This window comes from Streptomyces sp. P17 (assembly GCF_032436805.1).
Taxonomy (GTDB): Bacteria; Actinomycetota; Actinomycetes; order Streptomycetales; family Streptomycetaceae; genus Streptomyces.
Map to the genome: position 1 here is coordinate 58,574 of NZ_JAVRBF010000006.1, position 14,371 is coordinate 72,944.

The 14,371-nt window shown below is 71.6% G+C and carries 14 protein-coding genes; 5 read left to right on the forward strand and 9 right to left on the reverse strand.

The window, feature by feature from the left end; translation table 11 throughout:
* Positions 1-31: 31 nt before the first annotated feature.
* The gene (locus RMT89_RS05470) at positions 32-853 is read right to left on the reverse strand and encodes a methyltransferase domain-containing protein (RefSeq protein ID WP_315882765.1); all 822 of its coding nucleotides are present in this window, start codon (positions 851-853) and stop codon (positions 32-34) included.
* Between the two features lie 91 nt (positions 854-944).
* Positions 945-2,438: a phosphatase PAP2 family protein gene (locus RMT89_RS05475; RefSeq protein WP_315882766.1), complete on the reverse strand. Its 1,494-nt coding sequence runs from the start codon at positions 2,436-2,438 to the stop codon at positions 945-947.
* Between the two features lie 60 nt (positions 2,439-2,498).
* Here RMT89_RS05475 and RMT89_RS05480 point away from each other — a divergent pair, with 60 nt between their 5' ends.
* Positions 2,499-3,155 (forward strand): histidine phosphatase family protein, encoded by a 657-nt coding sequence (locus tag RMT89_RS05480; RefSeq protein WP_315882767.1) that lies wholly within the window; start codon positions 2,499-2,501, stop codon positions 3,153-3,155.
* Positions 3,156-3,197: 42 nt separating this feature from the next.
* Complete coding sequence (locus tag RMT89_RS05485; protein ID WP_315882768.1) at positions 3,198-4,817, forward strand: ATP-binding cassette domain-containing protein; 1,620 nt, start codon at positions 3,198-3,200, stop codon at positions 4,815-4,817.
* A 12-nt stretch (positions 4,818-4,829) separates the two neighbouring features.
* On the opposite strand, the gene RMT89_RS05490 is transcribed toward RMT89_RS05485, so the two are convergent.
* The gene (locus RMT89_RS05490) at positions 4,830-5,921 is read right to left on the reverse strand and encodes a Vms1/Ankzf1 family peptidyl-tRNA hydrolase (RefSeq protein WP_315882769.1); all 1,092 of its coding nucleotides are present in this window, start codon (positions 5,919-5,921) and stop codon (positions 4,830-4,832) included.
* Positions 5,922-6,012: 91 nt separating this feature from the next.
* Between RMT89_RS05490 and RMT89_RS05495 the strand changes: the two genes are divergently transcribed.
* Positions 6,013-6,261, forward strand: coding sequence for a DUF6158 family protein (locus RMT89_RS05495; RefSeq protein WP_315882770.1), 249 nt, complete (start codon positions 6,013-6,015; stop codon positions 6,259-6,261).
* A 17-nt stretch (positions 6,262-6,278) separates the two neighbouring features.
* Here RMT89_RS05495 and RMT89_RS05500 read toward each other — a convergent pair whose 3' ends face one another.
* From RMT89_RS05500 to RMT89_RS05525, 6 genes are all read right to left on the reverse strand, one after another.
* A complete protein-coding gene (locus RMT89_RS05500; protein ID WP_315882771.1) occupies positions 6,279-8,411 on the reverse strand; it encodes a catalase in 2,133 nt (710 codons plus the stop codon).
* The gene (locus RMT89_RS05505; RefSeq protein WP_315882772.1) at positions 8,411-8,953 is read right to left on the reverse strand and encodes a type 1 glutamine amidotransferase domain-containing protein; all 543 of its coding nucleotides are present in this window, start codon (positions 8,951-8,953) and stop codon (positions 8,411-8,413) included. The genes RMT89_RS05500 and RMT89_RS05505 overlap by 1 nt, the downstream gene beginning before the upstream one ends.
* Before the next feature lie 6 nt (positions 8,954-8,959).
* On the reverse strand, positions 8,960-9,595 hold the full coding sequence (locus RMT89_RS05510; RefSeq protein WP_315882773.1) for a diguanylate cyclase: 636 nt from the start codon (positions 9,593-9,595) through the stop codon (positions 8,960-8,962).
* Positions 9,596-9,599: 4 nt separating this feature from the next.
* Positions 9,600-10,019: a CBS domain-containing protein gene (locus tag RMT89_RS05515; protein WP_315882774.1), complete on the reverse strand. Its 420-nt coding sequence runs from the start codon at positions 10,017-10,019 to the stop codon at positions 9,600-9,602.
* 15 nt (positions 10,020-10,034) lie between these two features.
* Positions 10,035-10,409 carry a DUF2795 domain-containing protein gene (locus RMT89_RS05520; protein WP_315882775.1) on the reverse strand — a complete coding sequence of 125 codons (375 nt, stop codon included), beginning with the start codon at positions 10,407-10,409 and terminating at the stop codon, positions 10,035-10,037.
* A 237-nt stretch (positions 10,410-10,646) separates the two neighbouring features.
* Positions 10,647-12,440 (reverse strand): thiamine pyrophosphate-requiring protein, encoded by a 1,794-nt coding sequence (locus RMT89_RS05525; RefSeq protein WP_315882776.1) that lies wholly within the window; start codon positions 12,438-12,440, stop codon positions 10,647-10,649.
* A gap of 242 nt (positions 12,441-12,682) precedes the next feature.
* Between RMT89_RS05525 and RMT89_RS05530 the strand changes: the two genes are divergently transcribed.
* Entirely contained in the window at positions 12,683-13,474 is a 792-nt protein-coding gene (locus RMT89_RS05530) for an RNA polymerase sigma factor SigF (RefSeq protein ID WP_315882777.1), read from the forward strand.
* Between the two features lie 163 nt (positions 13,475-13,637).
* On the forward strand, positions 13,638-14,333 hold the full coding sequence (locus RMT89_RS05535) for a hypothetical protein (protein ID WP_315882778.1): 696 nt from the start codon (positions 13,638-13,640) through the stop codon (positions 14,331-14,333).
* Positions 14,334-14,371 lie beyond the last annotated feature (38 nt).

The following is a 14,371-nucleotide window of genomic DNA, read 5'->3' on the forward strand; positions in this document are numbered from 1 at the left end:
CCTGCCGACCGAGTTACCAGAAACTCGGATTTCAGCCGTCCTTACGGCACAGAATTTCTCCGTGCAGCACGCTGAACCAGCCGTCCTCCCGGACGCCCCACTCCCGCCAGGCGTCCGCCACGGCACGCAGCTGCTCCTTCGTCGCGTGGCCGCCCTCGACGGCCCGGTCGGCGTACGCCGAGGCCACGGTCCGGTCCGCCCACAGCCCGCTCCACCAGGCCCGCTCCTCGGCGGAAGCGAAGGTCCAGGTGGCCGAGGTGGCCGTGATGTCGGTCAGTCCCGCCCGCAGCGCCCAGGACTTCAGCCGCCGCCCGGCGTCCGGCTCACCGCCGTTGGCGCGGGCCACCCGCCGGTACAGGCTCAGCCAGTCGTCCATCCCCGGGGACTCCGGGTACCAGGTCATGGCGGCGTAGTCCGAGTCGCGGACCGCGATGAACCCGCCCGGCCTGGTCACCCGCTTCATCTCGCGCAGCGCCCGCACCGGGTCGCCGACGTGCTGGAGCACCTGGTGGGCGTGGACCACGCAGAAGGTGTCGTCCGGGTAGTCCAGCGCGTGCACGTCGGCGACCGCGAAGTCCACGTTGGCCAGGCCCCGTTCGGCGGCCGTGGCGCGGGCCTGCTCCAGGATGCCCGGCGCGTGGTCGACACCGGTGACATGGCCGTCCGGCACCACCGCCGCCAGATCGGCGGTGATGGTGCCGGGCCCGCAGCCGATGTCCAGGATCCTCATGTGCGGCTTGAGTGAATCCAGCAGGTAGGCCGCGGAGTTGGCGGCGGTGCGCCAGGTGTGCGAACGCAGCACCGACTCATGGTGCCCATGCGTGTATACGGCGGTCTCACGCGGCTGCGACATGGCGTTCCCCTCGTCTCGTCGTGGTGGCGCCACCGTACGCCCGCATGTCGAATAATGAGACCCGCGTTCTGCATTCTGGACTGACGGGATGTCACTTCCCGGGCAGCGGCCGGTAGACGGTCAGGGCCTCCGGCAGCTTCTCCAGCGTCACCTCGCCCTCCACCTCGGTGACTTCGCCGTCGTAGGCGAGCAGCGAGTGCGGGGCGACGCCGGTCAGGCGCAGCCGCCCGACCTGGACCGCCGCATGGACGGGGGAGCGGGTCAGCGGGCCCGCCACGGCCGCGGCCAGCAGGCGGATCGCGGGGCGGCGGCCGCCGTGCACGACCCGTACGTCCAGCACGCCGTCGGCGAGGTCGATCCGGCGGCCGGGGGCCAGGCCCATCCGGTGGTAGGTGCCGTTCCCGGCGAACAGCAGCCACAGCGGCCGGGTGGAGGCGCCGATCCTCGCCTCCAGCGGGTGTCCGTCGGTGCGCAGGACGCGCAGGGCGGCGAGCACACCGGCCGGCCAGCCGCCGATCCGGTGCGACCAGCGGTCCCGCTCACGCACCAGCTCCGGGTACATGCCCAGGCTGCAGGTGTTGAGGAACACGCCCCGCTGCATGCCGCAGCGGTACTGGCCCACGTCCACCCGCACCCCGTGCCCGCGCACCAGCGCCCGGGTCAGATCGCGCACGTCCTCCACGCCCAGGTCGTAGGCGAAGTGGTTGAGCGTCCCGCCGGGCAGGACCGCGAGCGGCAGTCCGTGCCGCAGGGCGACCGCGGCGGCGGTGTTCACCGTGCCGTCGCCGCCGCACACCCCGAGCACCCGCGCGCGGCCCGCCGCCTTCTCCAGCTCCGCCCGCACCTCGGCCGGTTCGCACTCCACGACCTCGGCCTGGGGCAGGACGTCCAGCAGGGTGCGCACCCGGTCGGCGGTGCCCGAGGCGGTGTTCGCCACCAGGACCAGGCCCTCGCCCTCGGTCAGCACCGGCACCTCGGCGCGCGGCCGGGCCGGCGGGCGGAGCTGGGCGCGGGTCGGCACCAGGCCCCGTACGGCATACGCGGCGCAGGCGCCGAGGGCCGCGCCCGCCAGCACATCGCTCGGGAAGTGGACCCCGGTGTAGACCCGGGACAGCGCCACCGACCAGGCGGCCGGGGCCACCGCGGCCCCCCAGGCCGGTGACTCCAGCGCGACTCCGGTCGCGAAGGCCGCCGCCGACGCGGAGTGACCGGAGGGGAACGAGGTGGTGATCGGCTGCCGCTTCAGCTGCCGCACCAGCGGTACGGGGTCCAGGACCGGCCGGGGCCGGCGCACCGAGCGCTTGCCCAGCGTGTTGATCGTCAGCGAGGCGAGGCTCAGCGAGGCGAGACCGCGGACGGCGGCCCGGCGGGCCCGCGGGGTGCGGGTCGCCGCCATGAAGGCGCCCGTCGCGAACCACAGCACGCCGTGGTTCGCGCTCCGGCTCAGCCGGGGCAGCACCCGCTCGGCTCCGGGCCAGTGCTGCTCGGCGGCGAACTCGAAGAGTCGGAAGTCGAGGGCGAGGAGCCGGTCCCGCAGTACATGGCGGCCCGGCTTCGGCACAGTGAGGTCCACATCAGGGCTCATGGGGTCACGGGTACCCTGAAGTGGCTGTTTCTTGTCCGGTCCCGTCCCGGAGGGCCCTTGATGCGTCTGCTCCTCGTCCGCCACGGCCAGACCCCCACGAACGTCGACTACCTGCTCGACACCGCCGTCCCGGGACCAGGTCTGACCGCACTCGGCGAGGCCCAGGCGGCCGCGCTCCCCGAGGCCCTCACCGGCGAGGACATCGAGGCGCTGTACGTCTCCACGCTCCTGCGCACCCAGCTCACCGCCGCTCCGCTGGCCGCCGCCCGCGGACTCGACGTGATCGTCCGGGACGGCATCCGGGAGATCGCCGCCGGCGACCTGGAGATGCTGCCCGGCGACACCGATCAGGGCGAGCTGTACATGCGTACGGCGTTCTCCTGGGCCGCCGGGGACACAGGCCTGCGGATGCCCGGAGGCGAGAGCGGCGCGGAGTTCCTCGCCCGCTACGACGCCGTGATCGAGGAGGCCGCGCGCAGCGGCGCAGGCACCGTCGCGATGGTCAGCCACGGCGCGGCCATCCGTTCCTGGACGGCGGCCCGCGCGGACAACGTGGACATCGCCTTCGCCGCCGCGCACCGGCTGGACAACACCGGTGTGGTGGTCCTGGAGGGCTCGCCGACCGACGGGTTCAAGGCGCTGTCGTGGGCGGGCGCGAGCGTGGCGCCCGCGGGTGAGGGCGGTCCGACGGGCGAGGCGCTGGACGCAGCCGGATAACGGTTTGCCGCATCGGGCGGCCGACCCGCAGAATTCCACCCCATGGGACATCTGGAAGCCGCGCACCTGGAGTACTGCCTCCCCGAGGGGAGGCCACTGCTCGGCGATGTGTCCTTCCGGGTGGGCGAAGGGTCCGTGATGGCCCTGGTCGGGCCGAACGGCGCGGGCAAGACGACCCTGCTGCGGCTGATCTCCGGCGAGCTGAAACCGCACGGCGGCTCGGTCACGGTCAGTGGCGGCCTCGGGGTGATGCGCCAGTTCGTGGGGTCCGTACGCGACGAGACGACCGTACGGGACCTGCTGGTGTCGGTCGCGCCGCCGCGTATCCAGGAGGCCGCGCAGGCCGTCGACGCCGCCGAGCACGCGATCATGACGGTCGACGACGAGGCGGCCCAGCTGAAGTACGCGCAGGCGCTCGCCGACTGGGCCGAGGTGCGCGGGTACGAGGCGGAGACGCTGTGGGACATGTGCACCATGGCCGCCCTGGGCGTGCCCTACGAGAAGGCGCAGTTCCGGCAGGTGCGGACGCTGTCCGGCGGTGAGCAGAAGCGGCTGGTGCTGGAGGCGCTGCTGCGCGGCACCGACGAGGTGCTGCTGCTCGACGAGCCGGACAACTATCTGGACGTGCCCGGAAAGCGCTGGCTGGAAGAACGCCTGAAGGAAACCCGCAAGACGGTCCTCTTCGTCTCCCACGACCGGGAACTCCTGGCCCGCGCCGCGGAGAAGATCGTCTCGGTCGAGCCCTCGCCGACGGGCGCGGACGCCTGGGTGCACGGCGGCGGCTTCTCGACGTACCACGAGGCCCGGCGTGAGCGCTTCGCCCGCTTCGAGGAGCTGCGCCGCCGCTGGGACGAGAAGCACGCGCAGCTGAAGAAGCTGGTCCTGACGCTCCGTCAAGCCGCCGCCGTCAGCCATGAGATGGCGTCCCGCTACGCCGCGGCCCAGACCCGCCTGCGCAAGTTCGAGGAGGCCGGCCCGCCGCCGGAGCCGCCGCGCGAGCAGGACATCAGGATGCGTCTGAAGGGCGGCCGGACGGGGGTCCGCGCGGTCACCTGCGAGGGCCTGGAGCTGACGGGCCTGATGAAGCCGTTCTCCCTGGAGGTCTTCTACGGCGAGCGGGTGGCGGTCCTGGGCTCGAACGGCTCGGGGAAGTCGCACTTCCTGAGGCTGCTGGCCGGGGAGGAGGTGGCGCACACGGGCGCGTGGAAGCTGGGCGCGCGCGTGGTGCCGGGCCACTTCGCCCAGACGCACGCCCACCCGGAACTGGCGGGCCGCACCCTGCTGGACATCCTGTGGAAGGAACACGCCCAGGACAAGGGCGCGGCCATGTCCCGGCTGCGCCGCTACGAGCTGACCCAACAGGCCGAACAGACCTTCGACCGCCTCTCGGGCGGCCAGCAGGCCCGCTTCCAGATCCTGCTGCTGGAACTGGAAGGGGCGACGGCCCTCCTCCTGGACGAGCCCACGGACAATCTCGACCTGGAGTCGGCGGAAGCCCTCCAGGAGGGCCTGGAGGCCTTCGACGGAACGGTCCTGGCAGTCACCCACGACCGCTGGTTCGCGCGTGCGTTCGACCGCTACCTGGTCTTCGGCTCGGACGGCCGCGTCCGGGAGACGGCGGAGCCGGTGTGGGACGAACGGAGGGTGGAGCGGGCCCGCTGACGGGGGTGTCCGCTACGGCCACCGCAGCAGCGCACCCAGGCCCCCCACCGGCGCCTCGGCCGTCCCCACGGCCACCGCCTCCGCCCCCGTGGCCACCGCCGACCGCATCAGCGCGTCGTCCGCCCGCGCGGCCCACGACCGCTGCTCACCGAGAGTCTTCAGATCGGTGCGCCGGACCGCCACCTGGTCCGGATCCTCGCCGATCCACACCTCCCGGTGCGCGTCCGGCGAGTCCAGCCGGATCAGCAGCTCATCGATCCGGTGCTCGCGCGCCGCCTCGACCAGCGCCGGCACCCCCTCCACGGCCCGGCCGCCCTCGCCCGGATCCCGGGCCGCCAGGAACCGCGAGAGCTCCCGCTCCGCACGCTGCCGTACATGCGCCTGACGGACCGACTCCACGTCCTCGTCCAGCAGCCTGCTCCCGCCGCCGTGCGGCGCCTCGACCACCAGATCGTGCAGCCGCCGCGGCAGCCGTTCGTGCACGGCCCGCCGCTCCCGGTCCTCACCGACCAGAATCAGCAGGTCGGCCTGGGTCTCCTCCTGGCAGACGGTGAGCGCGTCGGCGATCTCGGCCGCGTTGTGCTCCCAGGTGTTCTCGACCTTCAGCTGGAAGTGCCGCTCCGACCAGTCCGCCGTGCTCGTCCGGTGCACCGGCCACTGCCGCCCGGTGACCCCGCCGGCATCCTGCCGCCCCAGCGCGGTGCGCAGCACGAAGTGGGCACCCCTGCGGTCGACGTAGGCCACCACGCACACGGGATCCTCCCCGGCCAGCTCCAGCAGCGGCGCGGTGTGCGGCAGCGGAGCCCAGTCGGCGCTGTCCCGCAGCGGTGGCCGGGCGAGCGGCGGATCCAGTACGACCTCGCCGGCCCGCGCGAACAGGGCCCGGCCGTGCGGCTCCGAGGAGTGCTCCAGTTCCTCCAGCGCATGCCGCACCGCCCGGCAGGTCGCCTCGTCGGCGCCCCGGTCGGCGAGGTCGCGGGCGAGCGCCTGTGCCGTCAGGTGCCGCTCGTGAGGGGTGTCCTCCGTGTGGCGGGAGGTGTCGACGTACACGGAGGCCCAGGGCCCCGGATGTTCGTAGAGTGGATGCAGAAAGGCGAGATCCATGGTCCCTCCCGGATGTCGCTCGGGGGTAGTGCTCACAGGGCGGGTACCCGGACCGCGGACTCGGACACGGATACGACGAGCGGGGCACACGATGACCGGAGTCGAACCCAGCCGGCTGGACGACCAGCAGCTCATGAAAGAGCTGGAGACCATCCACCGCACGCGCCACGACGCGCTCCTGCACGGCTCGAACGACGCGCTGCGGGCCCACAACGAACGCATGGCCCAGCTGGAGGGCGAGTACCTCCGCCGCAACCCACGCCGCCCCGTGGCCGCGGGCCGCACCCGCGAAGGCGCCCGGGACCGCGGCTCCGGCGAAACCGCGACCCCGGACACCTGACAGGTCCCGCGCCCCGGTCAGCGGCGCAGCGGCGGCCGGTCCCAGTGCCGGTGCGCCGCCAGCGCCGACACGAAGGCCCGGCAGAACTCCTCGCCGGCCGCCCCCGGCGAGGTGTCCGTCACCACGCCCTGGTCGTCGACCACCCGGTGGAACTCGGTGGAGACGTCGAGGCCCTCCGGCTCCAGCGCCGAAAGGATCACCACGCCCGAGCCGAGCGCGCCGACCGGCTTGCCGTGCCGGTAGGCGTCCCGCACGAAGCGCAGGACGTCCGGATCCTCCGCGCTCGGCGGTGTGCCCACCGGCCCCCCGGGCAGCAGTACCGCGTCGTACAGCACCGACGCCATGGTCGGCAGCGCCCGGTCCACGGCGACCCGCTCGCCGTTCGCGCCCGCGACGGTGCCGTCGGTGGGCGCGAGCGCCTCGACGACCGCGCCCTCGGCGGTCAGACTCTCGCGCAGTGACGTCAGCTGGTCGGCGTCGACGCCGTCGGTGACGAGGGCCGCGATCCGCCGGGTGCGGACGGAGCCGTCGCCGCGCAGTGACTCCAGGCTCAGCGCGGGGGAGAGCACCTTGTTGGTGGCCTCCGTGGCCCCGGAGGGCTCCGGAACACCGATCCCACGTGCCACCTCGGACGCCAACTCACCGTTCACCTTGGCCAGTTGCTCCACCGTCCGGGTGCGTACGGCCATCGTCCCCACCTTGCCGAGCTCGAACCGGAAGGCCGCGACGATGTGCTCCCGCTCCCAGTCCGCCATGCTGTGCCAGAACAGCGCGGGCTGGCTGTAGTGGTCCTGGAAGCTCGGGCTGCGCCGGCGGATCTTCGCGCCGTCCACGCGTTCGGCGAAGGGGGTGCCCCCGCGCGAGTCTGGTCGAGTGTGGGGGAGCGTGAACGCGCTGCCGTCGACGCCCGCGTGTGCGGGGCAGCCGCCGCCGAGGGAGTTGGGGAAGTAGTTCGTACCGCTGTGGATCGCGCTCTGGCCGTAGCCGTCGCGCTGGTTGGTGCGGACCGGGGCCACGGGCCGGTTCACCGGCAACTGGGCGAAGTTGGGGCCGCCCAGCCGGATCAGCTGGGTGTCGAGATAGGAGAAGTTACGGGCCTGGAGCAGCGGGTCGTTGGTGAAGTCGATACCGGGCACGACATTGGCCGTGTGGAAGGCGACCTGCTCGGTCTCGGCGAAGAAGTTCTCCGGATTGCGGTCCAGCACCATCCGGCCGATCGGCCGCACCGGCACCTGCTCCTCCGGGATGATCTTCGTGGCGTCCAGCAGATCGAAGTCGAACGCGAACTCGTCCTCCTCCGGCACGAGTTGGACGCCCAGCTCCCACTCCGGGTACTCGCCCGCCTCGATCGCGTCCCACAGATCACGCCGGTTGAAGTCCGGATCGCGGCCCTGGCACTCCTGCGCCTCGTCCCACACCAGCGAGTGCACACCGAGCCGGGGCTTCCAGTGGAACTTCACGAAGGTGCCGCGTCCTTCGGCGTTCACGAACCGGAAGGTGTGCACGCCGAAGCCCTGCATCATGCGGTAGCTGCGCGGGATGGCCCGGTCCGACATCAGCCACATGATCGCGTGCAGGGTCTCGGGCTGGAGCGACACGAAATCCCACAGGGTGTCATGGGCGGACGCCCCGGTCGGGATGTCGTTGTGCGGCTCCGGCTTCACCGCGTGCACGAAGTCCGGGAACTTGATGCCGTCCTGGATGAAGAACACCGGGAAGTTGTTCCCGACGAGGTCGTAATTGCCTTCCGAGGTATAGAACTTGGTCGCGAAGCCGCGCACGTCACGTACGGTGTCCGCCGATCCGCGGGGCCCCTGCACGGTCGAGAACCGCACGAAGACCGGGGTCCTGACCGACGGATCCTGGAGAAAGGCGGCGCGGGTGAACTCCGCGCAGGACTCGTACGGTTCGAAATAGCCGTACGCGCCCGCGCCCCGCGCGTGCACCACCCGCTCCGGGATCCGCTCGTGGTCGAAGCGGGTGAGCTTCTCCCGGAAGTGGAAGTCCTCCATCAGGGTCGGCCCGCGCTCGCCGGCGGCCAGTGAGTCGTCGGTGTGGTCGACCGTCACGCCCTGGTCGGTGGTGAGCGGCCCGCCCGTCGGGTCGTCCGCCCGAAACCTGTCGCGCTGCTGCTGCTTGCGGTCCTCCATCAGCCGGCCTCCTTCGCGAACACATCCAGGAAGGTCTCGCAGAACGCCTTCAGATCGCCCGGTTTGCGGCTGGTGATCAGCTTGTTCGGGCCGTGGTCGCAGACCTTCACCTGCTCGTCGACCCAGGTCCCGCCGGCGTTGCGGATGTCGGTGCGCAGGCTCGGCCACGAGGTGAGGACCCGGCCCCGCACCACGTCCGCCTCCACCAGCGTCCACGGGGCGTGACAGATCGCGGCGACCGGACGGCCCTGCTCGAAGAAGGCGCCGACGAAGGAGACGGCCTTGTCGTCCATCCGCAGGAAGTCGGGGTTGGCCACACCGCCGGGCAGGACGAGTCCGCCGTAGGAGTCGGCCGACGTCTGGCCGACGACCGCCTGCACCGGGAAGGTGTCCGCCTTGTCGAGGTGGTGGAACGCCTGGATCTTCCCCGGCTTCGTCGACACCAGCACGGGTTCGTGACCGGCGTCCACCGCCGCCTGCCAGGGCTCGGTGAGTTCGACCTGCTCGACGCCCTCGGGCGCGGTGAGAAACGCGATGCGCATGATGGTTCAGCTTCCTTTCTTCTCGCGTCGAGTCTTCTTCCTGCGCCGAGCCGCCCGCCGGCACCGCACCAGCTCCTCGCCGTACGGCAGCAGCACACAGGTGCCGATCGCGGCGGCGATGCCCGCGAGATACGCGGGGGACAGCGGGCGCCGGCGCGGCACCAGACGCCAGGCCTGCGGATCGCCCCGGCCGCCGCGCAGCAGGGACTTGACCTGGTCGGCGTGCAGACACATCAGTGAGGCCAGCGCCCCGAACGGCAGCGACTCCAGAAAGCTGTGGATGTGCTGCTCGATCGGCTTGACCTCACGGCCGCTGTCCTCGGCCGTGCGCACGTCCCACAGCGCGGTCGCCTCATGAGCCGCGGTGCTGGAGAGCTGCACGGCGAGCAGCATCGGGTTGACCTCATAGCGCAGGGTCAGCGCGATGGGCACGCCGACCTCGGCCATCATCAGGGAGTGGATGAGTGATTCCTTGGTGCCGGCGGTCTCCTCGATGCGGGTGCGCCGGTGCATCGCCCAGTCGGCGAGGCCGGGCAGAAACCAGCTCGGCAGCAGTCCGTACAGCAGATAGCGGACGGTCGCGTCAGCGACATCGACAGTGACGCCGGTGGAGGCGATCTCCGCCGCCTGATCCCGACCCATGCGCTCACCCGTCCTGCGCGGCACGGCTGATGTCGGCCAGCGCCGAGTCGGGGTCCTGGGCCTCGGCCAGATCACCGAGGCTCACCACACCGACCGGCAGGCCGTCCTCGACGACCGGCAGCCGGCGTACGGCGTGCTTCCGCATCAGCGCCACGGCGGCCACCACCGGGTCCTGCGGGGCGACCATCACCGGATCATGGGTGCACACCGACTCGGCGCTCACCGTCAGCGGGTCGAAGCCCTCCGCGACCGCGCGCACCGCGATGTCACGGTCGGTGAGTACACCGACGATCCGCTGGCCGTCGGCCACCAGCACATCGCCGATGTCCTGGGCGCGCATCAGCTGCGCCGCCTCGACCAGCGAGGCGTCCGGGCGGACGGCGACCGCGCCCGGGGTCATCACATCCCTCACGAAATCAGCCATCACGGTCCTTCCTGGCTAGCGGCGGGTGAGGGCTTCGGCGAGCTCCTGGACCGTGGCGTAGCGCGCCGAGCGGGGCAGCCGCTCCAGCGGCTCCACCAGGGCGTCGGGCGCGTATCCGCGGCGCAGGGCGCCCGCCAGCTCACGCGGGCCCGCCGGGAACACGCTGCGGCTCAGGTACCGCGCCAGCGCCTGGCGCACCGCCGCCAGCGAGGCCGTACCCCCGCCGGGTGCCACCGGGCCGCCCGCGACCTGCAAGTCGTCGTCGGCGCTCGGCTCGGGATCGTGCCACTCCTCGGTCCGCGTCGGATGACCGGACCTGAGCAGGCCCTGGAGTTCGTGTTTCATCTCGTCGTCGCGGTGGACGTTCAGCCGGTCGCTGCCTCGCTGCATGACTCCCTCCAGATCTTCGGGTGCGCACCGCGTACCCGAAGACCCGGCGCCGACACAGTCCGGCCGGGTTTGCCCTGCGTGTGCCGGGAGACCCGGTTTGCGCCCCCCCGCGTTTCTTCTCCGGGGAAGGACCGGCCATGGTGTTGCTCGCGGTGATCATTCCGTTGCTCATGCTCGGCGTCCTGCTGGCTCTGGGCCGCTACGAGGAGCTCCTGCTCCCCAAGGAGCCGAGCGAAGCTACTTCTTCTCACGCCCCGGCAGGAACTCCTGCATCTTCGCCTTGAAGCCCTGCTTGATCATGGAGCCGCGGTCCGCGTCGCCCTTGAGGATCGAGGCGGCCGTGGCCTCCATCTGGTCCCAGGTGGCGTGCGGCGGGACCGGCGGGACCGCGGGGTCGGTGAGGAACTCGATCACGGCGGGACCGTCCGCCTCCAGGCCGGCGCGCCAGCCCGCCTCCACGTCCTCCGGCTTCTCCACCCGGATCCCGGTCAGGCCCAGCGAGCGGGCGAAGGCGGCGTACTGCACGTCCGGGATCTCCTGCGAGGGCAGGAAGGACGGGGCGCCCTCCATGGCCCGCATCTCCCAGGTGACCTGGTTGAGGTCGTGGTTGTTCCACACGCCGACCACCAGCCGCGGATCCTCCCACTGATCGCGGTACTTCGCCGCCGTGATCAGCTCCGCCATCCCGTTCATCTGCATCGCCCCGTCCCCGACCAGCGCGATCGCGGGCCGGTCCGGGTGCGCGAACTTCGCGCCGATGGCGTACGGCACCCCGCACCCCATCGTGGCGAGCGTGCCGGAGAGCGAGGCGCGCATGCCGGGCCGCATCGACAGATGCCGGGCGTACCAGTTCGCCGCCGAGCCCGAGTCCGAGCTGATGATGGCGTTGGCGGGCAGCAGCGGGCTCAGGACATGGGCGACGTACTCCGGATTGATCGGATCGGCCGACAGGCTGGCCCGCCGCTCCATCACGTCCCGCCAGCGCATCACGTTGTCGCACACGGTGTCGTACCACTCGCGGCCCCGCTCGGGGTCGATCATCGGGATCAGGCGTTCCAGGGTCGCCCGCGCGTCGCCGACGAGATTCACCTCGTACGGATAGCGCATCCCGACCATGTGCGGATCCAGGTCGATCTGCACGCCCCGCGCCGAGCCGAAGTCCGGCAGGAACTGCGTGTAGGGGAAGGAGGATCCGATCGTCAGCAGCGTGTCGCAGTCCCGCATCAGCTCGTACGAGGGACGCGTGCCGAGCAGTCCGATCGCGCCCGTGACGTACGGGAGTTCATCGCTGAGGACGTCCTTGCCGAGCAGCGCCTTGGCGACGCCCGCGCCGAGCACCTCGGCCATCCGCTCCACCTCGGCCCGCGCTCCCGCGGCGCCCTGACCGACGAGGATCGCCACCTTGTCACCGGTGTTGAGGACCTCCGCGGCCCGCTCGATCGACTCCTGCGAGGGAATCGCCGTCCAGGAACTGCGGTCCAGGCTGGAGGGCACCATCTTGAACTCGTGCGTGGGCGGCGTGTAGTCCAGCTCCTGCACATCGCCGGGGATGATGATCGCGGTGGGGCAGCGCCGCGCGTACGCGGTGCGAATCGCCCGGTCCAGCACGTTCGGCAGCTGCTCGGGGACCGTCACCGTCTCCACGAAGTCCGAGGCGACGTCCTTGAAGAGGGTGTGCAGATCGACTTCCTGCTGGTACGAGCCGCCCATCGCCGTCCGGTGCGTCTGACCGACGATCGCCAGCACCGGGACATGGTCCAGCTTGGCGTCGTACAGACCGTTCAGGACATGGATCGCGCCAGGACCGGAGGTCGCCGCGCACACTCCGACACGGCCGCTGAACTTGGCGTAACCGACGGCCTGGAACGCCGACATCTCCTCGTGCCGGGACTGGATGAAACGCGGCTGGTTCTCCGCCCGGCCCCAGGCCGCGAGCAGGCCGTTGATGCCGTCGCCGGGATAGCCGAAGACATGGTCGACCCCCCACTCGCGCAGCCGCTGCAGTACGTGATCGGAGACCTTGGTGCTCATGCCGGACCTCCCGGACGAGATGAATGGGCAGCAGCACTACGAGTCACCCTGCGCGCCTGCCGAAAACCTGAGCAGGTGTTTGCGCCCCGGGGTCACGGGCAGGCGAATCCTCAGTGCTTCGGACAGGAGGCACGTCCGTGGGAGAGGCGAACCGTCGACACGGCTGCGTTCCGTCCGGTTCCGCCGCGCGCTCCCACGGTGACCGTCCAACCCAGAGCACAAGCAAGGGAGTTGCATCGCACATGCCCACACGAGTGAGCGCGAAGCACCACCCGCATGATGACGCCCCCGACACCGCGGAGGCGTTCCGCAAGCTCAACAAGCTGCCGGCGGGCCAGCAGCGCGACACACTCCGCGAGCAGATCGTGGAGGCCTGGCTGCCGATGGCGGACCGGCTCGCGGGACGGTTCCGCAGCCGCGGTGAGAGCTTCGAGGACCTCCGTCAGGTCGCCGCCCTCGGCCTGGTCAAGGCCGTCGACCGGTACGACCCCGAGCGCGGCAACGCGTTCGAGAGCTACGCCGTGCCGACCATCACCGGCGAGATCAAGCGGCACTTCCGGGACCACATGTGGACGCTGCATGTGCCGCGTCGGGTGCAGGATCTGCGGAACCGTGTGCGCTTCGCAGTGCAGGACCTTCAGACCGTGTCGGGGCGCAGGCCCACCGTGGCGGAGATCGCCGAACACGCGGACATGAGTGAGGACGACGTCAAGGTCGGTCTGGAGGCGCTGGAGAGTTTCACGGCGCTGTCCCTGGACGCCGAGCTGCCCGGCAGCGAGGACGGCTACTCGCTGAGTGACGCGCTGGGGTCCCCGGATCCCGCGCTGGACACGGTCGTGGACCGGGAGGCCGTGAAGTCGCGCCTTGCCGCGCTGCCCGAGCGGGAGCGGGCCATTCTCTACATGCGGTTCTTCGGGGACATGACGCAGAGTCGGATCGCCGAGCAGCTGGGGATCTCGCAGATGCATGTGTCACGGCTGATCAGCCGGTGTTGCGGGCGGGTCCGGGAGCAGGTGCTCCGGGACGTGGCGTAGTTCCTGCAACGGGGGACGCCCCTTCCCGGGGTTTCACCCGCACGGCCGCCTTTCGTCCCGCTAATGGTGTCCGGCCGCGCGCGGGTCTTCGCCGGGCGGGCTGTGATGGCTGCGGGGCGCGTGTCCGCGCGTCCCGCAGTCGTCCGGCTGAGGAGCCCGCGCCATGCGCCGTCGCGTCCGTGTCCTGTCCGCTCTCGCCCTGGGGGGTGTCCTCCTGGGGTTCGCCGCCTCGTCGGCCTTTGCGGAACCGGCCGCGGAGGTCAGCCCCAACAGCACTCGTCCGGGCGGGAGCATCACCGTCTCGGTCACCTGTGATCCCACCGGGGGGCCCGCGCCCGCCACCCTGGACGCCACCTCGCAGGCCTTCGAGGAGGGCACCGTCGCCCTGGCCAAGGTCGCCGGCGACCTTGGCCAGGGCGACGGTGCCGCCGGGCCCGCCTACCGGGGCACCGCTCGGATCGCCTCCGCCGAGGAGCTCGAAGGCGGTGTCGAACCCGTGGGACCGGACACCGCGTGGACCGTCGACGGGACCTGTCCTGCCGCGCCCGGGGGCCAGGGCAAGCAGTGGAGCGCGACCTTCACCGTCGCCAAGGGCGGTGACACCACCCCGCGGCCGTGTGTGACCGAGGAGGACCGGGAGTCCTGCCCGCCGGCGGTCGTCAGCCCGCGGCCCTGCATGACCGAGGAGGACCGGGAGTCCTGCCCGCCCGCGGTCGTCCAGAAGGGTGTACGGGCTGGGGAGGGGGGTACCTTCACCGACTCCGTGCCCGCCCTGGTCGCCGGCGGGGTGCTGATCGCGGGCGCGCTGGGAGGTGCCGGGTACCGGCTGCGGCGCAAGGGATCAGCGGCCCGCGTCTGATCTCGTACCGTACGTACCAGGAGGGAGTCAGGGTGGCG